Source organism: Prolixibacter denitrificans (assembly GCF_003014495.1).
GTDB lineage: Bacteria > Bacteroidota > Bacteroidia > Bacteroidales > Prolixibacteraceae > Prolixibacter > Prolixibacter denitrificans.
The window spans coordinates 58,529-78,737 of record NZ_PYGC01000009.1 but is presented as its reverse complement, the minus strand read 5'-3'; the positions used below and the strand labels follow the sequence as shown (position 1 = coordinate 78,737).

15 protein-coding genes are annotated in these 20,209 nt (G+C 45.1%); 11 read left to right on the top strand and 4 right to left on the bottom strand.

The window, feature by feature from the left end:
* Nucleotides 1–80 precede the first annotated feature (80 nt).
* Together CLV93_RS15585 and CLV93_RS15580 are read left to right on the top strand one after the other, a co-directional pair.
* The gene (locus CLV93_RS15585) at nt 81–1,526 is read left to right on the top strand and encodes a hypothetical protein (RefSeq protein ID WP_146142039.1); all 1,446 of its coding nucleotides are present in this window, start codon (nt 81–83) and stop codon (nt 1,524–1,526) included.
* 6 nt (nt 1,527–1,532) lie between these two features.
* Complete coding sequence (locus tag CLV93_RS15580) at nt 1,533–2,555, top strand: endonuclease/exonuclease/phosphatase family protein (protein ID WP_106543139.1); 1,023 nt, start codon at nt 1,533–1,535, stop codon at nt 2,553–2,555.
* Between the two features lies 1 nt (nt 2,556).
* Here CLV93_RS15580 and CLV93_RS15575 read toward each other — a convergent pair whose 3' ends face one another.
* Nucleotides 2,557–3,990, bottom strand: coding sequence for a CCA tRNA nucleotidyltransferase (locus CLV93_RS15575; protein WP_106543138.1), 1,434 nt, complete (start codon nt 3,988–3,990; stop codon nt 2,557–2,559).
* Nucleotides 3,991–4,140: 150 nt separating this feature from the next.
* Between CLV93_RS15575 and trxA the strand changes: the two genes are divergently transcribed.
* Nucleotides 4,141–4,500 (top strand): thioredoxin, encoded by a 360-nt coding sequence (gene trxA / locus CLV93_RS15570; protein ID WP_106543137.1) that lies wholly within the window; start codon nt 4,141–4,143, stop codon nt 4,498–4,500.
* A 54-nt stretch (nt 4,501–4,554) separates the two neighbouring features.
* Here trxA and CLV93_RS15565 read toward each other — a convergent pair whose 3' ends face one another.
* Complete coding sequence (locus CLV93_RS15565; protein WP_106543136.1) at nt 4,555–5,847, bottom strand: UDP-N-acetylmuramoyl-tripeptide--D-alanyl-D-alanine ligase; 1,293 nt, start codon at nt 5,845–5,847, stop codon at nt 4,555–4,557.
* Between the two features lie 63 nt (nt 5,848–5,910).
* Nucleotides 5,911–7,365 (bottom strand): SUMF1/EgtB/PvdO family nonheme iron enzyme, encoded by a 1,455-nt coding sequence (locus tag CLV93_RS15560; protein ID WP_174821584.1) that lies wholly within the window; start codon nt 7,363–7,365, stop codon nt 5,911–5,913.
* A 275-nt stretch (nt 7,366–7,640) separates the two neighbouring features.
* Here CLV93_RS15560 and porU point away from each other — a divergent pair, with 275 nt between their 5' ends.
* The 5 genes from porU to CLV93_RS15535 all read left to right on the top strand — a co-directional run bounded on the left by porU (nt 7,641) and on the right by CLV93_RS15535 (nt 15,867).
* Nucleotides 7,641–11,357 (top strand): type IX secretion system sortase PorU, encoded by a 3,717-nt coding sequence (gene porU / locus CLV93_RS15555; RefSeq protein WP_106543135.1) that lies wholly within the window; start codon nt 7,641–7,643, stop codon nt 11,355–11,357.
* A gap of 114 nt (nt 11,358–11,471) precedes the next feature.
* Nucleotides 11,472–12,659 (top strand): type IX secretion system outer membrane channel protein PorV, encoded by a 1,188-nt coding sequence (gene porV, locus CLV93_RS15550; protein ID WP_106543209.1) that lies wholly within the window; start codon nt 11,472–11,474, stop codon nt 12,657–12,659.
* A gap of 6 nt (nt 12,660–12,665) precedes the next feature.
* A complete protein-coding gene (ispF, locus tag CLV93_RS15545) occupies nt 12,666–13,151 on the top strand; it encodes a 2-C-methyl-D-erythritol 2,4-cyclodiphosphate synthase (RefSeq protein WP_106543134.1) in 486 nt (161 codons plus the stop codon).
* Nucleotides 13,152–13,193: 42 nt separating this feature from the next.
* A complete protein-coding gene (locus tag CLV93_RS15540; protein WP_106543133.1) occupies nt 13,194–13,502 on the top strand; it encodes a thioredoxin family protein in 309 nt (102 codons plus the stop codon).
* A gap of 181 nt (nt 13,503–13,683) precedes the next feature.
* Nucleotides 13,684–15,867, top strand: coding sequence for an ATP-binding protein (locus CLV93_RS15535; RefSeq protein ID WP_106543132.1), 2,184 nt, complete (start codon nt 13,684–13,686; stop codon nt 15,865–15,867).
* A gap of 59 nt (nt 15,868–15,926) precedes the next feature.
* Here CLV93_RS15535 and CLV93_RS15530 read toward each other — a convergent pair whose 3' ends face one another.
* A complete protein-coding gene (locus CLV93_RS15530; protein ID WP_106543131.1) occupies nt 15,927–17,933 on the bottom strand; it encodes a urocanate hydratase in 2,007 nt (668 codons plus the stop codon).
* A 339-nt stretch (nt 17,934–18,272) separates the two neighbouring features.
* On the opposite strand from CLV93_RS15530, the gene CLV93_RS15525 reads away from it, so the two are divergent.
* Genes CLV93_RS15525 through CLV93_RS15515 form a run of 3 tightly spaced genes read left to right on the top strand, consistent with a single transcriptional unit; the run spans nt 18,273 to nt 20,167 of the window.
* A complete protein-coding gene (locus CLV93_RS15525; RefSeq protein ID WP_106543130.1) occupies nt 18,273–18,866 on the top strand; it encodes a LemA family protein in 594 nt (197 codons plus the stop codon).
* Nucleotides 18,867–18,878: 12 nt separating this feature from the next.
* Complete coding sequence (locus CLV93_RS15520) at nt 18,879–19,316, top strand: TPM domain-containing protein (RefSeq protein ID WP_106543129.1); 438 nt, start codon at nt 18,879–18,881, stop codon at nt 19,314–19,316.
* Between the two features lie 23 nt (nt 19,317–19,339).
* Complete coding sequence (locus CLV93_RS15515) at nt 19,340–20,167, top strand: TPM domain-containing protein (protein WP_106543208.1); 828 nt, start codon at nt 19,340–19,342, stop codon at nt 20,165–20,167.
* The last annotated feature ends 42 nt before the right edge of the window (nt 20,168–20,209 follow it).

Here is a 20,209-nt window from a genome sequence, read left to right as displayed (position 1 = left end):
AAATTAATAATTATTACTATATTTGAATGGGGAAGGTCGCTCCTTCCTGACCATGATATTGAGGGCGCTTATTTAAAACTATGAGGGGATTATTTAAAATATTGATTGTGATGTCGTTGGTGTACCTTTTTGCTTCCTGTGAAAAGGAAAACATCAATTCATCTAATGATGCCCTTTTACGTTTTTCGACTGACACAGTTGCCTTCGATACTATTTTCACCTCCATCGGGTCGCCTACCCACAACGTCCGTGTCGTTAATCCAACGAACAGTACCCTCATCATCTCCTCAATTAAGTTGGCGGGCGGCAATAAAAGTGGTTTCCGTTTGAATGTAAATGGAGAGGTGGCCAATGATGTTTATGATGTGGAAATCCCTCCTAATGACAGCATCTTTATCTTCGTGGAAGTAACGCTCGGCGAGAACGGGGGAAATATTCCGATGGTCGCTGAAGATTCCATTGTTTTTAGTGTAAACGGCGTTGTACAGGATGTAAATTTAATTGCCTGGGGACAGGATTTTAAACGAATCAATTCCAAAGTAATTGGAACGACGACCTGGACAAATGAGAAGCCCTACCTCGTCTATAATTATGCCTATGTCGATTCTGGCGCCGTTCTTACGATTGAGCCGGGAACGATTATTTATTTTCATGATGGTGCCGGCTTTTATGTGAAAGGGACACTTGATGTTCAGGGAACGGAAAGCGAGCCGGTCGTCTTTCAGGGCGATCGCCTTGAATCGATGTACAGTGATTTGCCCGATCAATGGAACGGCATCATACTCTTTTCCGGAAGTCACAATAACCGGTTTGAGCATGCCGTAATAAAAAACGCAAACATTGGATTGCAGGTGGGAACCATCGAGCACGAAGGATTCGCATCAGTTGAACTTGCCGATACCCGGATTGAGAACATGAGCTGGGCCGGGATATGGGCTATGAAGTCGAAAATTCTTGCCAGCAACTGTGTGGTGTCCAATGTGCGGTATTATAATACTGCGTTATTACTGGGCGGTGATTATCAGTTCTATCATTCCACTTTTGCCAATTACTACAATGCGCTTTCAACGGGTATCCGGAATACCGAAACACTGATTGTTTCGAATTACCTTGTCGACAGCAAAACCGATATGCGTTATGTGGGCGATATGACCGAAGCGACCTTCGGAAATTGTATTGTAACGGGTAACCGCTCCAATGAAGTTTTGGTGCGGATGGACAAGAAGGGGGAAAGCAACTACCTGTTTGATAACTGTATGCTGCAACTTAGTGATACAATTAATATTGACGATAACCCGCATTACCTGGGCATTCTTCGTAATGTCGATCCTCGTTTTATCGATCCGTATAAGGGCAATTTCCAGCTTGACACACTTTCTGCAGTGAAGGATGTCGGAAAGCTGAGCTATGCTAAGATGTTTCCCAACGATTTCCTGGGGGAAAGCCGTTTAGATGACGCAGGACCTGATCTGGGAGCCTTTGAACGGATTGAAAAGGATCCGGAAAAAACGGCTGAATCGAAATAATTGCATATGTCATTGCCGCTACTGGCTATTTTATTCATGGTTAATCTTCTCTCTCCGGAATCTCAATCCAAATCGAAAAATGATTTCACCATTGTTTTCTACAATGTGGAAAACCTGTTTGATGTAAAGAATGATCCGGAAACAAGAGATGATGATTTTACTCCTGCCGGCCAAAACCACTGGACTTATCACCGTTTGGACGCCAAAATACAGCACATTTACAAAGCTTTGATTGCTGCCGGGAAAGGAGAATTCCCGGATGTGATTGGTTTAGCTGAGATTGAAAACCGATGGGTGGTCCGGCGGTTAATCGACAGCACACCTTTAAGTCGCGTTCCCTATGGTATTATTCACAAGGACTCGCCTGATCCGCGGGGCATCGATGTGGCGCTGCTCTACCGAAAAGACCGGGTAAAACCGGTCGATTTTGATTTTTTACGTGTGGTGAAAGAAGGAAAACGGCAGTTCGAGTCACGTGACATTCTTTACTTTTCAGGAAACTTAGATGGCGACACGGTTCATTTCTTCGTTAATCACTGGCCCAGCAGGTACGGAGGCTACATGGCTACAAAGAAGAAACGTAACTTCGCAGCCCGCATTTTACGACAGCGCATTGATTCAATCCTGGCGGATGAACCGGCTGCACATATTTTAATGATGGGCGACTTCAACGCGACCATGAACGAAGGGTGTTTACGAGATGTTTTGCACGCCGCTCAGTATAGTAATGTTAAGGGATATGATTCGTTGATTAATCTTACCGGTATTTGGAAAGATGGAGCCATTGGTACGTTATGGAACAAGGGAGAATGGGCTGTATTCGACCAGTTTATTTGTACGCCTTCGTTACTCAATGGAGCCCAGCTCAAACTCAATATTTCACGCACCTACATTTGCCGCGAAGCTTTTCTGCTGGAAGCAGACGAAAAATACCTGGGCATTAAACCGAACCGAACTTATCTTGGTCCGGCTTATCACGGAGGCTTCAGCGATCATCTTCCGATTGTTACGGTGCTTGGCTCTGAATAGCTTATTTCACCGGTTTTAATCCCATTTCTTCAGCCTTTTCAATCATAAACTGAAAAGCTTCCTCGTAGTTGTTGTGAATAATTCCGTCCAGAATGGCTTCTTTGATAGCGGCTTTCAGTTCGCCGACTTCCCGACTCGGACTCAAACCGAATGTTTCCATGATAACTTCTCCAGAAACAGGAGGCTGAAAATTGCGAATGGCATCACGCTCTTCCAGGTCCTGCAATTTTTGTCGGACAATTCGGAAGTTGTGCATGTACCGCTTAACCTTGTCAGCATTTTTCGAAGTAATATCAGCTTCACACAAAGTCATCAGGTCTTCAATGTCGTCGCCGGCATCAAATAGTAGTCGCCTGACAGCCGAGTCGGTTACCTCTTCTTCGGACAGAACAATTGGACGCATGTGCAGCAAAACCATCTTTTGCACATACTTCATCTTTTCATTCAGCGGAAGCTTTAGCCTTTTAAAAAGGGCGGGGATCATTTTCGAGCCAATGAAATTGTGGGCATGAAATGTCCAGCCCTGGCCATCGACAAAGCGTTTAGTCGCCGGCTTGGCAATGTCGTGTAGAATGGCTGACCAACGAAGCCACAGATTGTCGGTGTTGGGGCAGATGCGGTCGAGGACTTCAAGAGTGTGGTAGAAGTTGTCTTTGTGACTGATGCCTTTCTTTGTCTCGCGGCCTTTCAGTTTGACAAACTCCGGGAAAATAATGGGCAACAAGCCGGTTTTATCCAATAATTTGAAACCGACGGATGGTTTGGCTGACAGAATGATTTTGTTCAGCTCGTCCACAATTCGCTCCATCGACACGATTTCAATCCGGTCGGCCTGCTCGGTAATTGCCTCCAGTGTTTTTTCCTCGATATGGAATCCCAGCTGGGTGGCGAAACGAATAGCCCTCATCATGCGAAGCGGATCGTCGGAAAAAGTGATTCCCGGCTCCAGCGGTGTGCGGATGATTTTGTTGTCGAGATCATCCAACCCGCCAAACGGATCGAGTAGTTCTCCGAAGCGGTCCTTATTCAGCGAAAGCGCCAAAGCGTTAATGGTAAAATCGCGTCGTTTCTGGTCGTCTTCCAGAGTGCCGTCTTCCACTATGGGTTTGCGGCTGTCGCTTCGGTATGACTCTTTCCGGGCACCGACAAATTCAAAATCAATATTATCGAATTTGAACATGGCGGTTCCGAAATTCTTGAATACTGAAACATTGAGCTTGGGATTGATCGCTTTCGCCACGTCGCGTGCCAGCGAAATGCCACTGCCTACCGTGACAATATCTATATCGTAGTTTTCCCGTTTCCGGTCGAGCAACAAGTCTCTCACGAAACCTCCAATGACGTAGGTTTCCAGGTTTTGCTCGTCCGAAATTTCGGCAATGCTACTAAATACTCTGTGCGTTAGTTTTGATTTAAAATTCTGCCGATCAGGCATATGGAGCTATTTATGATTAATTGCTAATTCTCAAATTGTTGACAAAAATAGTAGTTTTCGCCGAACTTGCCTTTCTTTGTCCCGGAAGGGAACAATGAGAGATATTCATTTGTTGACCTTTTGAATAACTTATCATGAAAATTGTAATCTATGCTTGAACATTTAACTAAAGACACATTCAAAGCGAAAGTATTCAACTTTGAAGAAAATCAAGAATGGAAATATGAAGGCGATACTCCCTGTATTATTGATTTTTACGCAGACTGGTGTCAGCCATGTAAGATTGTTGCACCTATACTGGAAGAGCTTCAGGAAGAGTACGGCGACAAGTTGGTGATATATAAAATTGATACTGAAGCAGAACAGGAACTGGCTGGAATGTTTGGTATTCAGAGTATTCCGTCCTTGCTTTTCGTTCCGGTAAACGAACAACCGCAAATGGCGATGGGAGCATTGCCAAAAGACACTTTCAAGCAGGCCATTTCGGATGTATTGAAAGTAGAGAATTAATATTCCTGATATTGACAATTTTATTGAAGGCGGGTTGAATTTGATTCGGCCCGCCTATAATTTTTCTACCAACGATTCCAATTTCATTCCCCGGGAACCTTTTATCAGCAGGTAAAAGCCTGAAGGTTTTGTCGTCTCCAAATAGCTCTTGGCTTCTTCCGTTGTTCGAAAAGATTGGAACGAGTCAGGCAACTGGCATTTGGAAAATTCCGGTCCGACCAAAAGAACAAAATCGGGTTCATTCGCGGCTATCCTGTCGACCACCTTTTGGTGTTCTTCTGCTGAAGTTGTTCCCAGTTCCAGCATGTCGCCCAGAATAACTCCCTTGGGACTATTATTAATATGCTGAAAAGTGTCGAGTGCTACCTGCATGCTCGACGGATTGGCGTTGTATGCGTCGAGTTGGAGCTTGTTGCTATTGCTTTCGATGAATTGTGACCGGTTGTTGGCCGGAACATAACTCTCCAGTGCTTCTTTAATTTTCAGTGGATCAATTCCGAAGAAACTACCAACAGTGGCAGCTGCCAGCGCATTCTCGAGGTTGTAACCACCGATGAGCTTGGTTTTGATATAGAGCCATCCTTTCGGGAATTTAATTTTACAGACCATAAACGGGTTGGCTTCGACTAATTCGCCTTGCAGGCCGGGTAGGTCTTTATTTGTCGTATATGGAATATTCGGTGTTTCCCGGGCCATTTCCCTGAGATGGGGATTGGCTTGATTGATGAATATCTTTCCGCCGGTCCGCTCGACAAAACGGTAGAGCTCAGCCTTGGTTTTTTTTACCCCTTCGAACGAGCCGAATCCTTCGATGTGAGCTTTTCCTACGTTCGTGATCAGGCCATAATTCGGAAGAGCGATTTCAGAAAGTATCGCAATTTCGCCCGGATGATTGGCTCCCATTTCCACAATCCCGAGTTCCGTTTCCCTGGTCATCGAGAGCAGGGTTAATGGTACTCCGATGTGGTTGTTCAGGTTGCCTTGCGTGAATATGAGATTAAATTTCTTTGAGAGTACAGCAGCGGTTAATTCCTTGGTTGTGGTTTTACCGTTCGAGCCGGTGATGGCCAAAATTGGCAAATTCAAGAGTTGACGATGATGACGCGCTAACTCCTGAAGGCTTTCCAGCACATTTGCTACGTAGACGATACGCGAATCTGTCACATATTCTTTTTCGTCAACAATGGCGTAGGCCGCGCCTTGTTCAATTGCGTTGCCTGCAAATTGGTTGCCGTTGAAGTTGTCTCCTTTTAGGGCAAAAAAAAGGCATCCTTCTTTGATATTCCGACTATCAGTCGAAACGTTTGGATGCGATAGAAATAGCTGATAAAGTTCTTCTTTAGTCATGGCCTAAAAATAAAAAAACCTCAGACAAAAATGCTGAGGTTTTCAATTGGTAATATTTTAAAATTAATCTCCGTTGCTAGGACTCCCTACGTGTGTCATCGCACAGCGGAAACCAATATCATCAGTCGATTTATTCTGATCCATATAACGGCGGGCTCCCGGGCTCAACCAATAAGGACGATCCTTCCAGCTTCCTCCTTTATAAACTCTGACTTTGTCCGTAATACGCGGTGCAAATTGTCCGGCATTCGCTTCATACATGTCTTTCGAAGTGCTGTCAGCTTTATTAGCCTCTGAGTTCCAATCTTCCGAATCATCGATTCTCGATTGGTAATCACCGTCTCTAAAGTTCCTGGCATCAGCAACCGTATCGACCTCGAGCCGGCCGTATTGGTCACGAATCAGGTTGCCATCGGCGTCTCGTTTATATTTTGTGTACACATTTCCACGGAATGGCTGGAATTCGGCTTCGTCTTCCGTGCCATAAGGACGGTATACATCCTGAACCCATTCATTCACATTTCCAGCCATGCAGTAAAGACCATAATCATTCGGCCAAAATGCAGTTACCGGTGCGGTAATGTCATAAGCATCATTAAGTGCTCCGGCCATACCCATCATATCACCTCTGCCCCGCACACTGTTAGCCATCATTTCTCCGCGGTGTTTTTTCTGGGTGTTTCTAATCTGATTTCCATTCCACGGATAAATTCTACGGTCGGTTAACAACTCGCCATCTTCATTTCCAATCAAGCCAAGTGCAGCGTACTCCCACTCAGCTTCGGTGGGAAGACGGTAGTTTGGAAGAAGCAAGCCATCTGATTGTTTTACACGACGGGTGGCTCCATCTTTTGAATAATCCTTCATAGGATTGTCACCTTCCACCCCCTGATACAGTCCGTTCAAATAGGACTCGGTGGTAAATACGTTCTGACCTTTTTGAGACAAGTCATCTGTCAATACCCCTTCGTTAATAAGGATACGCTCATTAACGCGGTCAGTTCTCCATTTACAATAGGCAGTCGCCTGTACCCAGCTTACTCCTACTACCGGATAGTTGCTGTATGCCGGATGACGGAAATAGTTCTCCAGATAAGGCTCGTTGTAAGCCAGCTCGTTTCTCCATACCAATGAATCGGGAAGAGCTTTGTTGTATTTCGCTTTGTCATCGGGATATACCCTTTTTATCCAGTACAAATATTCGCGCCAGTCAATATTCCTTACTTCTGTTTCGTCCATGTAAAACGAAGCAACTGTTACTCTTCTTGGTGAATTATTCCAATCATACATAACATCCTGCTCAACACGCCCCATGGTGAAGGTTCCTCCTTTGATGAAGACCAATCCCGGACCTGTTGCTTGATGGTATCCCGCTTGGTATTCAAAACCACCGTTATCCGGGTCGTTATACGCCCAGCCTGTAGTGGAAGAAACTCCTTTGTCCTTGCTTTTTATGAGACTACAGGAGCCAAGTAATAGAAGACTAATCGCCAATAACGGAATTAATTTCAATCTCATGATGTGTATAATCGTTAGTGATTTTTCCTTGGTGAACACAAATATAACTGAAAACCCGCCTCACTTATTGTCTGTCGGGAATAACTTTTTTACTAGTCGTATGATATTGCGACAAATATATATGTAAAATGTTATGATTGAAGAAAATTGCGTTCTTTTGTCTTGTTATAAATATTTGATTTTCCAAAAAAACGTTGATATTGTAATTGATTTCTGTTTTTCAGTCAGTTTTGGAATTCAGGGAGCCTAATTAAATACCTGTTTGCCCGACCACAATGTATAAAATATTCTTTTTCATATCAATTTTTCTGGTCAGCTGTCATGTCTATGGTGAGCAGCTGGATGTAACGTTGGCATGGCATAAGAAGAGTGATGCTGTTTTACCAACGTTTGCAGGAGCAAAATTTGATGATGTGCAGCCCGATATTCCTTTTTGGGCGGAAATGATACCGGTGAATGCCACGAATGTGAAAGCCGAAATCGTGGTGGAAAAATGGAATTCTGTCCCGGATACGGGAGCGATAAATCAATATACCTTCCCCGACACATTGTCTTTTTCGGGTAAAGTTGTGATTGCTTCCGGAAAGAAATTTCTTCAATTACGGTTGTCGCCTTTCGTCAGGGAACCAGGAAACATTCAGTATGTTTCTCAATTTCGTGTGAAATATTCTGCCTCGCCGGAATTAAAAGCAGCGAGTTTGTCGGAAAGTGTAGCCGCTCATTCCGTGTTGGCTTCGGGTACGTGGAGAAAGGTGAAAGCGACAGGGAAGGGAATACATAGCATTACTTATGCCGCATTGAGGAGCATGGGATTTCAGACGCCAGCCAATGTGAAGATATACGGAAATTTGTCTTACATGCTGGACCGAGTCAACCGTCCCGACTCTCCTGATGATTTGGTTCCGGTTCCGTTTTACGTGGGAAAAAATACGGCCGGGGATGATTGTCTGTTTTTTTATGCGCCGGGCTCAGTGAAATGGACCTACGATGCATCCACTGGCTTGTATCAGCATCATCTGAATTCTTTTGCCCCCGATTATTCGTTTTTTTACCTAACGGAAAATGCGCAAGCAGCTCCTCAAATACCAACCGAAACAGTAGCCGGTAAAACTGCCGACACTATCGTGACACAATACGATTATCACGATTTCTCAGAAAAAGAAGAAAATAATTTGATAGAGTCGGGACGTGAGTGGTTTGGGCCGGCGATGACCGGAACAGTCTCTCAAAGTCTGAGTTTTGCCATTCCTAACCGGGTGGCCTCGGAGCCTGTGTCATTCCAAATGGTTGCTGCAGCCAGAACAAAAGACGGCTCTTCCTTATCCGTGCAGGTTAATGGCATAACGCTCGCCGATTTTCAGTTTAGCGTATATCAGACCTACGAAAGTGCTGACTATGCTGATCTGCAGGAAAAGCAATTTACATATAATGGCACTGGCACACAGTTGAATGTGGCTCTGCGATCTTCTGCCGGAGGAACCGACCAAACCTGGCTGAACTACGTCCGCATGCAGGGGCGGGCGAATTTGGTCCTTTCGGGAAGTGAGCTGATTTTCCGGGACAGCCGTTCGGTAAAAGCAGGTCGAACCGCTGAATTCAGCCTATCGGGAGCCGATTCCCAAACCAAGGTATGGGATGTGAGTTCCCCGTTGAACCCGAAAGCAATGCAAACAACCTTTGACGGAACTCATCTGAATTTTCTGGCTTCGACCGATAGTTTGCGAGAATTTGTTGCTTTCAATCCTTCTTCTGATTATCCGGGAGTTGAGTTTGTTGAAGACATTGCCAATCAGGATTTGCATGGAATGGACGCAGGTGAAATGCTCATCATTACTCCGGAGGTATTTCTATCGCAAGCCAATGAGCTGGCCAACTTTCACAGGCAACAGGACGGAATGAGCGTTTCGGTTGTTCCGGTAGAAAAAATTTACGATGAGTTCTCAGCCGGAATAAAAGATGTTACTGCCATCCGGAATTTTATCCGGACGTGTTACCGGAAAAGCTCCGGCACTCCATTGAAGTATGTGCTGCTTTTCGGAAAAGGGACGTATGACAATATACACGATGTGTCGGATGAAAATCCGGATTATATTCCTACCTGGCAGTCGGAAAATTCAATCAATCCTGCCTTGTCGTTTGTGTCGGACGATTATTTCGGATTGCTCGATGATGGAGAAGGAGAATATAATGGTGCGGTAGATGTAGGCGTTGGTCGGATTCCTTGTATCTCGCAAGCTGAGGCAACAGCTGCGGTTGATAAAATTATCCATTATGCATCGACAGCAGGTTTGGGTGAATGGCGCAATGTATTATGCTTTATTGCTGATGATGAAGATGGAAATCTGCACATGCGCGATGCTGAGCGTTTGGCAGATCAAGTGAACACCGATTATCCCTCGTTTTACACTGATAAGATCTATTTTGATGCGTATCCACAGGAAACAACACCTGACGAACGTTACCCCGGAGTTACCGCTGCGATTAACGATCGCGTCAAGCGTGGCGTTTTGATTATGAACTATACGGGGCATGCGAATGAGGAGGGACTGGCTCATGAGAAAGTATTGATGAAACCAGACATCGATGCCTGGACCAATTACAATAAACTTCCGGTTTTTGTTACCGCTACCTGTGAATTCAGTCGTTGGGATTATACGAATAAGCAGTCGGCAGGAGAACATGTGCTCTTTAATCCGAATGGTGGTGGTGTGGCATTGTTTTCAACCACGCGTCTGGTTTATTCTTCAGCCAATTATCAGATCAATAAGAGCTTTTTCAATCACGTATTTGAGCAGGATCAAAACGGGAAAAATCTGCGAATGGGCGATGTTATCCGCTTGTCGAAAATCGATAATGGCGGGACTATCAATTCGCGAAAGTTTGCGTTGCTCGGTGACCCTGCACTACGGCTTACCTATCCGCAATATCACGTTGCAACCACGGAGATAAACGGACAGCCGGCTAGTGAGTTGACCGATACGGTTCATGCGCTGGACGTCATTAAAGTAGCTGGCCAGGTGCAAGACATAAGAGGAAACCGGCTAACTAACTTTAAAGGCGATCTATATCCAATAGTTTATGATAAGCAAACGACCGAGCAGACATTGGGCAATGCAGGACAAACGCCGTTTGATTATGTTGTTCAGAATAATGTGCTATACAAAGGAAAAGTCTCGGTGACTGATGGTGGTTTTACTTTTTCGTTTGTCGTGCCAAAGGATATCAATTATCGTATCGATAAGGGAATGATACGCTATTATGCTACCAACGGAACCATCGATGGTCACGGGTATTACAACCAATTTGATATAGGTGGTGCTTCCACCGGAACGATAACTGACGCCTCCGGACCGGATATCGAGGTTTATCTCGATAATGAACAATTTCGTTCGGGTGATGAAACGGGAAGGAATCCGTTGCTGATTGTCAAGCTCGCGGACGAAATGGGAATCAACACTTCAGGAACGGGTATCGGACACGACTTAACCGCGACGCTTGATGGTGATGAGCAGAACTTGATCGTACTCAACGATCTATTTCAGGCCGACCTGAATTCATATAACAGTGGAACCATCAACTACCAGTTCAGCGACTTGTCAAGTGGTGTTCATACTTTGAAAATAAAGGCCTGGGATGTTTTAAATAATTCCTCTGAGAAGGAGGTGGAATTTAAGGTGAACACCGGATTAAAGATAAGCCGAGTATATAATTATCCGAACCCCGTGAAGGATGAAACGCACTTTGTTTTTGAACATAACCAATACGGTGATTTGTTTGATGTTACCGTTTCCATTTACGATTTGCAGGGACGTTTGGTCGACCGGATGGATAAATCGGTATTATCCGATGGATTGTCGAGTAATCCAATTACCTGGAATCCTTCTTCGCGCGGTATTTTCCTGCCTAAAGGGATCTACATTTATCAACTTTCAGCTACTTCCGCAGAAGGATTTTCAGCTTCCCGGAGTGGAAAAATGTTGATTTTGCATTAGAAACATAAGTTTTAAGATAATTTTTTATTATGAAAAGCGTTCCAGTATAGGAATGCATTTTGAAAACAAAAGCTTATTTTTGTGGACATTAATGTTTTTACTTTACCTTTTTCTATGAGAAAACTGCTTGTTAGCCTAATTGTTATTGTCGCGTTGCTGGAAACAGCGAAAGTATCAGCGCAGGAAACCATAACCGGTCAGGATGTTAAGGCAAATCCGATTACAACGGCCGTACCCTTTCTGACGATCGCGCCCGATTCGAGGCATGGTGCCATGGGGGATGCCGGGGTGGCGACCTCTCCCGATGTAAATGCTCAGCACTGGAATGCTTCGCAGTATGCATTCATGGAAAGCTCATTCGGAATCGGAGTTTCTTATACACCATGGCTGCGCGATTTGGCTGACGACATCAACCTGGCTTATGTGGCTGGTTACTATCGTTTGGATAATTTGCAGACTGTTAGTGCTTCACTGCGGTATTTCTCATTAGGTAGCATTCAGCTCACCGATGCTCAGGGGCAACCTATGGGCAGCCAAAATCCAAATGAATTTGCTTTCGATGCCGGTTACTCGAGAAAGCTTTCCGATAACTGGTCGGGTGCTGTTGTGTTGAGGTATATCCGTTCCGACCTGTCAGGCGGTGTGGGCGATGAAACGTATTCTCCGGGGAACGCATTTGCAACTGATGTGTCGTTCTATTATCATACAGCATGGAAAGACAGTCGTCAGCGGAGAGAAATTTCTGCTGGTATCGATATTTCTAACGTTGGCTCGAAAATTTCGTATGATCAGGGAGAAACGAAAGAGTTTCTTCCGGCCAACCTTCGTTTAGGTACCGCTTTCTCTATGGATCTGGATGAGTACAACTCATTGACGCTGACAGCTGATATCAATAAGTTGCTGGTTCCGACTCCTGCCGATACGGTTTCGGCAACTGATTCCGGGAACGGAACAATTATAGTTACGCCGGGGTATGGTTCGGATAAATCCGTTATCAGTGCTGTATTTTCCTCATTTGGTGATGCACCCGGTGGTTTTAAGGAAGAACTGCAGGAGGTCATGGTATCACTGGGAGCAGAATATTGGTACAATAAGCAGTTCGCTTTGCGTGCCGGATATTTTTACGAGAACCAGAATAAAGGTAACCGAAAATATTTCACGGCAGGTGCAGGTCTGAAAATGAATGTGTTTGCCCTGGATTTCTCTTACCTTCTTCCGACTGAACGAAACAATCCGTTACAAAATACGTTACGTTTCACATTGTCATTTGATTTGGATGCGTTCCAAAAAACTCAACGGTAGTTGTTTATGGATTATCGTGTTGGACTCGGCTACGACGTTCATCGGCTAGCTGAAGGAGAGGAGCTATGGCTTGGCGGAGTTCGGATTCCTCATAACAAAGGAACAGTGGCTCACTCTGATGGCGACGTTTTGTTACATGCCATTAGTGATGCCATGTTAGGAGCCGCCCGTTTGCGTGATATTGGTTTTCATTTTCCCGATACATCGGAAAAGTATAAGAATGCTGACAGCAAAGTGCTGATGGCGGAAGCATACCGGTTGGTGAGGGAAAAGGGATACGAAATTGTCAATATCGATTCAACTATTGCTGCCCAGAAGCCGAAGTTGATGCCTTTCATCCCTTCGATGGAAAAGAAAATTGCAGAGGTCCTGGAAATCGATGAAGACAATGTCGCTGTGAAAGCGACAACCACGGAAGGTCTTGGACCTGAGGGACGCGAAGAAAGCATTTCGGTGCAGGCTGTAGTGTTGTTACAAAAACAAATTTCATAAACTTGGGAACAGGAATGTTCCCTTTAGCATTATTACGATCTTATGCATTTTGAAGAATTGGTGGAAACCGAAGCACTGGTATTATTGTATTTTACCGGCCCCAACTGCTCGGTTTGTCATGTGCTGAGGCCGAAAGTTGAGGCCATGGTACAGAGTGAGTTCCCGAAAGTTGCTTTTCGGGTAGTGAGTTTGGATCAGGAACCTGAATTAGCTGCGGCTTTTTCTGTTTTCACCGTTCCGACGGTAGTCTTCTTTGCCGAGGGAAAAGAAACTTTTAGAAAAGTTCGTGCTTTTTCTCTCGATGAACTAAAAGGTGATATGGCCAGAATTTACCGGTTCTTTGAGGATTAATAACCGGTAAATATCGTTTCGTATGGTGGTTCATATTTTAATTAATGTTTTTTTATCTCAGTAATTTTTTTTAATTTGTTTATCTAAACCCAAAGTTCTGATACCAATTTTAAAACCCGCTTAACCAACCGTGCCCAGAGGTAAGTTAGTTTATATAACCCTATTATTGGGATTGGTCTGTATGCCCCTAATTTTGAGCGCCAAACCCAGTGTCGAAGAAGTTGACAGTCTTGTGCAAAAGCTTTCTTCCGTTTCGGAGAAAAACAAAGCAGAGCTGCTCAACAAAATTTCTTTTGCCTACCTCTATATTGACTCCAAGAAAGCCCAGAATTATGCAGAACAAGCTCTTCAGCTGGCCATTAAACGAAAGGACCGGAAAGAGGAAGGTACTGCTTATGTGGCAATGGGAAGTAATTACTTTCTGAAAGGAGAATTCGAAGCATGTCTGCCGCTTTTGAAGCAAGGGTTGATGATTGGAAAGGACCTGAACGATAAAAAGCTTATTACAAACTCCCTTAATTCACTTGGCTCCTACTACAACAAAATTGGCGATTTTAAGAAGGCGATGGATACGTATGACGAGGCTTTAACCTATTTAAAGTCTCCCAAAGACGATTTGGAAATCGCAACAATCGATTCGAACCTCGCTGGTTTGTATTCCACTTCCGGAAACTATGTTAAGGGGATGGAGCTTTTTATGAAGGCCCTGAAAATTTTTGAAACGAAGGGGACAAAAGAACAGGTCGCGCGGATCAAGAACAACATTGCTGTAGCCTACCACGATTGGGGAAACCTTGACAAAGCACTCAAGTATTACAATGAAGCGCTGGACGTGTATCGCGACTTAAACCAACTCTCGAACGAGGCCATTCCGTTGAACAACATTGGTGAGATTTACAAGGATCGCGGAGATTACGAGAAGGCGATTGATTATTACCGGCAGTGTTATGGTATTGGTATCATGCTTGACAATAAGCAATTTGAAAGCATCGGTATTTTGGGAATGGGGGAAGCATTGATTAAGCTGAACCGAATTGATGAAGGAGAGCAAAAAATTCTCGAAGCGAAAGCCAAGTTCGAAAGCATGAATTACGTCGAAGGACTGGCGCACGTTTATTATAATATGGGATTGATTGCCGATGCACGAAATCAGTCAGATCAAGCCAGAGCTGATTTTCAGCAAAGTATCGATTACGCTCAGAAGCTGCATATTATTGACCTGTTGGAGAAAAATTATGCTGCACTTTCGCGGCTGGTTGCATTGTCCGGAGACTATCGTCGTGCTTTTGAACTCTACAATACCTATTCAACGATTCGTGATTCGGCTTTCAATGAAAGCAAAGCCAAGTTAATAACGGAGATCCAGAGTCGTTACGAATTGGATCAAAAACAGAGTGAGATTGAGATTCTCACCCGTGATAACGCTATTAAGGATTTGGAGTTGGGGCGAAAGCGCATCCGTTTCAATATCATGCTTGGAATCATTTTGGTTCTGGCAGTATTTTCGGCGTTGGTTGCAACACTCTACACTACCAAACGGAAATCCAACTTGTTACTTGAATCAAGTAACGAACAAATTATGCAGCAAAAGGATGAGTTGGAGAAGCTTAATGTCACCAAGGATAAGTTGTTGTCAATTATTGGACACGACCTGCGCGGATCGATAGGGGCATCGAAAAGTATGCTCCACCAGTTGATTAAAGAACCCGATGTTTTTCCGCCGGAAGAGCAGGAGCAAATTAAAGAGGAATTGTACCGGCTTTCGGAGAATACTTACGAGTTGCTCGAAAACCTTCTTTCCTGGGCGAAAAGCCAGCGTGGCCTGAAAATCTTCAAGGATGCCAATTCCATTCGTCGATTGGTTGATTCTAATCTCGAACAGCAACGCTTTTTTGCTGATAAGAAGAATATTGAACTGACTTCGCAGCTGACGGAAGACTGCATGGTATATTGCGACCGGAACATGATTAATATGGTCATCCGGAACCTGTTATCGAACGCCGTCAAGTTTACTCCTGAAAAAGGAAAAATCACCATATTCGGACATCGTGCCGGAAACAACTATCGCGTGTCTATTAAAGATAATGGCGTGGGTATTCCGGCCGAAAATATCTCCCGTATTTTTGATTCCCGTGAGTTCTTTACTACCTATGGTACCAACAGTGAAAAAGGTTCCGGGCTTGGGTTGATTCTTTGTAAAGAATTTGTCGAGAAGAATGGTGGAGAAATCAGCGTTGAATCTGACTTGGGACGAGGAACTACCTTTTCATTTACATTGGTTGTAGCTACCGGCGTCAATAGTTCCTCAGTGGAAATAACCCCGGAAAACGATAAACCGGGCCGCGGAAATCCCTCAATCGGATAAAAAAACTGACCGGACATTCATCCGGACAGCTCTTCTTTCAAAATTCCTTTTATCCTTATTTATTTCTTGAATTGCTTTTCGATAAGGTTATCGTCTGCAATATTGGGCAGTGTCACTTTTAGGTTGGGATTTTGCTCCATGGCGCGCTTGATGGCGAAAATAGCGGGTTCATTTCGGGCCCACGAACGGCGCGAAATTCCGTTATTCACATCCCAGTGAAGCATCTGTGTTAGTCGGCGATCGCACTCTTCCGAGCCATCGAGCAGCATACCGAATCCGCCATTGATTACTTCGCCCCAACCAACGCCGCCGCCATTGTGCAATGAAACCCAGGTTGCACCGCGGAATGCATCGCCGATGACATTTTGAACGGCCATGTCGGCTGTAAAGCTGGAACCGTCATAAATATTTGATGTTTCGCGGAAAGGTGAATCGGTTCCCGATACATCGTGATGATCGCGGCCCAGCACAATCGGAGCGGAAATTTCACCGTTACGGATGGCTTTGTTAAAGGCGGCTGCGATTTGTGTGCGACCATCACAGTCGGCGTAAAGAATACGCGCCTGCGAACCGACTACCAGCTTGTTTTCTCCTGCTTCCCGAATCCAATGCAGGTTGTCTTCCATCTGCGATTTGATTTCTTTTGGCGCTTCCGCAGAAAGACGCTCCAGTACTTCGGCAGCAATGGCATCCGATTTTTCCAAATCTTCCGGTTTACCGGAAGTGCAAATCCACCGGAAGGGACCAAATCCATAGTCGAAGAAAAGCGGGCCCATGATGTCTTCCACGTAGGATGGATAGCGGAAACGTGTATCGTCTTTCATCACATCTGCTCCGGCACGTGAAGCTTCCAGCAGAAAGGCATTCCCGTAATCCCAGAAATACATGCCATTGGCAGTCATTTGATTGATGGCAGCCACATGGCGGCGCAGTGTTTTTTGAACTTCCTCTTTGAATTTCTCCGGATTTTCGGCCATCATTTTGTTTGACTCTTCCAATGTCATTCCTACCGGATAATAACCTCCGGCGTATGGATTGTGCAACGAAGTTTGGTCAGAGCCAAGTTCAACGGGCACTCCGTCTTTGGCCAGGCGTTCCCATAAATCAACGACGTTTCCCTGGTAGGCGATGGAGACGGCATCTTTGTTGCGGCTGGCTTGAAGCATCCGGGGAATCAATTTGTCCAGATCGGTAAATACTTCGTCGACCCAGCCTTGCTCGTGCCGCACCTGTACCGCTTTGGGATTGATTTCGGCGACAACACCTACGCATCCGGCAATAACGGCAGCTTTGGGTTGGGCCCCCGACATACCGCCCAGACCCGATGATATAAATATTTTACCGGCAATTCCTCCTTCGGAATGCATGCGGGCCGCATTCATTAAGGTAATTGTTGTTCCGTGCACAATTCCCTGCGGACCAATGTACATGAACGAACCAGCCGTCATCTGTCCGTATTGGGTAACGCCAAGTGCATTCATACGTTCGTAGTCGTCTTTCGACGAATAGTTCGGGATAACCATTCCGTTTGTCACAACGACTCTCGGTGCTTCTTTGTGTGATGGGAATAAGCCCATCGGGTGACCGGAATAGAGCACCAGCGTTTGTTCATCCGTCATTTCCGAAAGGTACTTCATGGTCAGACGGTATTGTGCCCAGTTTTGGAATACCGCTCCGTTCCCTCCGTAGGTGATCAACTCGTGCGGATGTTGTGCCACAGCTTTATCCAGGTTGTTCTGAATCATCAGCATGATGGCAGCGGCCTGTTTCGACTTGGCCGGATAATCATCAATGGAATGTGCATGCATTTTTATATCCGGCCGAAAACGGTGCATATAGATTCGTCCGTAGTTTTCCAGCTCCTGTGCAAATTCCGGAGCAAGCACTTCATGATGTTTTTTTGGAAAATATCGCAATGCATTGCGAAGAGCTAGCTGTTTTTCTTCGTTGGTTAAGATTTGTTTCCGCCTTGGAGCATGGTTGATATTTGGATCGTGCGTTTTGGGTTCCGGCAGGATATCCGGAATTCCTTCGGTTATGGATTTCACAAATGTATCGTTGGTCATAGTTTTCGATTTAATTTTCTGACAATAAAATTACAATGTGGGGGAACATTAAAAAATGAGGAAGGGCATGTTTAATAAACGCCTTGGAAAGGGGCTGTTTTGATAGATGTGCCAATTCGGCAGGTGATGGACTGTTCGGAAGGTGCTCATTATTATGTTGTTTGTGGATTGCGCCTGACATCAATTAGTACGGACTGGATTTTGTGTTAACTTGTAGGAAATTATTCAACTAATATTTGATCCACACAGAATGAGAGAACTTCTTAACCTGAATGATGCTCACTTGTGGTCATTCCGGCACCTGTCGGTAGTAATTGATAAACATAAGAAATTATACGCATGAAAAGAGTTGGAATTATTGTTCTGGTTGTTATTGTCGTCATCTTCTTTGGAGTTTTTAAATGGGGAGTAAGTGTCAATAACCGGATGGTAGAGAAACAGGAAGCTGTTTCGTCTCAATGGTCACAAGTTGAAAATGTTTACCAGCGCAGGGCTGACCTGATTCCTAACCTGGTGAATACCGTAAAAGGATATGCCGAACATGAAAAGGAGACGCTTACTTCGGTAATTGAAGCGCGTGCCAAGGCTACATCGGTCAGTGTAAATGCAGACAATCTCGATCAGGCTTCGCTGCAAAAGTTCCAGGAAGCGCAACAGGGACTTTCTTCTGCCCTGAGCCGACTGATGGTTACCGTTGAGCGGTATCCCAATTTAAAGGCCGACCAAAACTTCCTTGGGTTGCAGGCACAGCTGGAGGGAACTGAAAACCGGATTGCTGTGGAACGCCGCCGGTTCAATGAGGTTGCCCGCGATTACAATACCTACATTCGCAAATTCCCGCAAAGCATCATTGCTAATTTCCAGGGATTTGATAAAAAAGCTTATTTCCAGGCTGACAAAGGAGCCGATCAGGCACCGAAAGTCCAATTTTAAAAAAGGAGTTTCATGAAAATTGAAGAATTTTTCAGCAAGGAAGAACAGGCTAATATTTTGGAGGCCATTCAGGAAGCTGAGCACAATACCAGTGGCGAAATCCGCGTGCACATCGATGACAAGTGCCCCGGAGAAGTTCTGGACCGGGGCGCCCATGTTTTCAAAGTGTTGGACATGCACAAAACCAAAGAGCGGAACGGCGTTTTGTTTTACCTGGCTGTGGGGAACCGCAAATTTGCCATTCTGGGAGACGCCGGCATTAATAAGGTGGTTCCGGAGAATTTTTGGGATGAGATCAAGAACAAAATGCTGGAGTATTTCAAAGAAGGTGATTTTGCCATTGGCCTCGCGGAAGGAATTTCGATGGCTGGTCACCAGCTCAGTGAACATTTCCCTTATCAGGAGGATGACGTAAACGAATTGTCAGACGAAATCTCATTCGGAAAATAATGAAGCAAATAAAACATATTTCTATGAGGATGAAGGGGATGCTTCTGTTGCTGGCGTTGCTGCTTAGTTTCAATGCTTTCGCAGAAAATAGTGATTTCCCGGATCGTCCACAACCAGCCAGACTGGTCAACGATCTAGCCCATGTTTTGCCACAGCAAAAAGCGATGATGTTGAACGAGAAGCTGGCCGAATTTGCCCGGCAAACCTCGACGCAGATTGCTGTTGTAACCGTGAATAATTTGCATGGGTACGACAAGGCGGATTACGCCGTTCGGTTGGCACAAAGATGGGGAATCGGACAGAAAGGTAGTGATAACGGTATCCTGATTTTGGTAAAACCGAAAACCAGCGAATCGATGGGACAAGTTTTTATTGCCGTTGGTTATGGTTTGGAGGGTGTCGTTCCCGATGTGGTGGCGAAACAAACCATTATCGAGAATGAGATGATTCCCTGGTTCAAGAAGGGTGACTATTTCATCGGAATCGATCGGGCTACCAACGTGCTGATGGGACTGACGAAGAAGGAATTTACAGCCGACCAATATATTCAGGCCACACGCGAACAAAGTAAAAGAGGTAGAGGTACCGGAGGAGTTGGCGTTGTCATTTTCTTCATTGTCCTGTTCTTCATCTTTGGACGCAGGCGCAGACGCTTTGGTGCCGTTGGTCGTGGTCCTTCATTCCTGGAGGCTTTGTTACTGATGAACCTTTTCGGGGGAAGCCACAGAGGAACCTGGGATGACTTTTCCGGCGGAGGAGGAAGCTTTGGCGGTGGTGGAGGAGGATTCTCCGACTTTGGCGGTTTTGGCGGCGGAAGTTTCGGCGGCGGTGGAGCCGGTGGTACCTGGTAACAAGACGGACGAACGATATGATACAAAAAGAAACCCGATCCT

Excerpts from the sequence above, each read along its gene's own strand:
- CLV93_RS15585 (WP_146142039.1), top strand. The coding sequence starts at position 81 with ATGAGGGGATTATTTAAAATATTGATTGTGATGTCGTTGGTGTACCTT.
- CLV93_RS15580 (WP_106543139.1), top strand. The coding sequence starts at position 1,533 with ATGTCATTGCCGCTACTGGCTATTTTATTCATGGTTAATCTTCTCTCT.
- CLV93_RS15575 (WP_106543138.1), bottom strand. The coding sequence starts at position 3,990 with ATGCCTGATCGGCAGAATTTTAAATCAAAACTAACGCACAGAGTATTT.
- trxA (WP_106543137.1), top strand. The coding sequence starts at position 4,141 with ATGCTTGAACATTTAACTAAAGACACATTCAAAGCGAAAGTATTCAAC.
- CLV93_RS15565 (WP_106543136.1), bottom strand. The coding sequence starts at position 5,847 with ATGACTAAAGAAGAACTTTATCAGCTATTTCTATCGCATCCAAACGTT.
- CLV93_RS15560 (WP_174821584.1), bottom strand. The coding sequence starts at position 7,365 with ATGAGATTGAAATTAATTCCGTTATTGGCGATTAGTCTTCTATTACTT.
- porU (WP_106543135.1), top strand. The coding sequence starts at position 7,641 with ATGTATAAAATATTCTTTTTCATATCAATTTTTCTGGTCAGCTGTCAT.
- porV (WP_106543209.1), top strand. The coding sequence starts at position 11,472 with ATGAGAAAACTGCTTGTTAGCCTAATTGTTATTGTCGCGTTGCTGGAA.
- ispF (WP_106543134.1), top strand. The coding sequence starts at position 12,666 with ATGGATTATCGTGTTGGACTCGGCTACGACGTTCATCGGCTAGCTGAA.
- CLV93_RS15540 (WP_106543133.1), top strand. The coding sequence starts at position 13,194 with ATGCATTTTGAAGAATTGGTGGAAACCGAAGCACTGGTATTATTGTAT.
- CLV93_RS15535 (WP_106543132.1), top strand. The coding sequence starts at position 13,684 with ATGCCCCTAATTTTGAGCGCCAAACCCAGTGTCGAAGAAGTTGACAGT.
- CLV93_RS15530 (WP_106543131.1), bottom strand. The coding sequence starts at position 17,933 with ATGACCAACGATACATTTGTGAAATCCATAACCGAAGGAATTCCGGAT.
- CLV93_RS15525 (WP_106543130.1), top strand. The coding sequence starts at position 18,273 with ATGAAAAGAGTTGGAATTATTGTTCTGGTTGTTATTGTCGTCATCTTC.
- CLV93_RS15520 (WP_106543129.1), top strand. The coding sequence starts at position 18,879 with ATGAAAATTGAAGAATTTTTCAGCAAGGAAGAACAGGCTAATATTTTG.
- CLV93_RS15515 (WP_106543208.1), top strand. The coding sequence starts at position 19,340 with ATGAGGATGAAGGGGATGCTTCTGTTGCTGGCGTTGCTGCTTAGTTTC.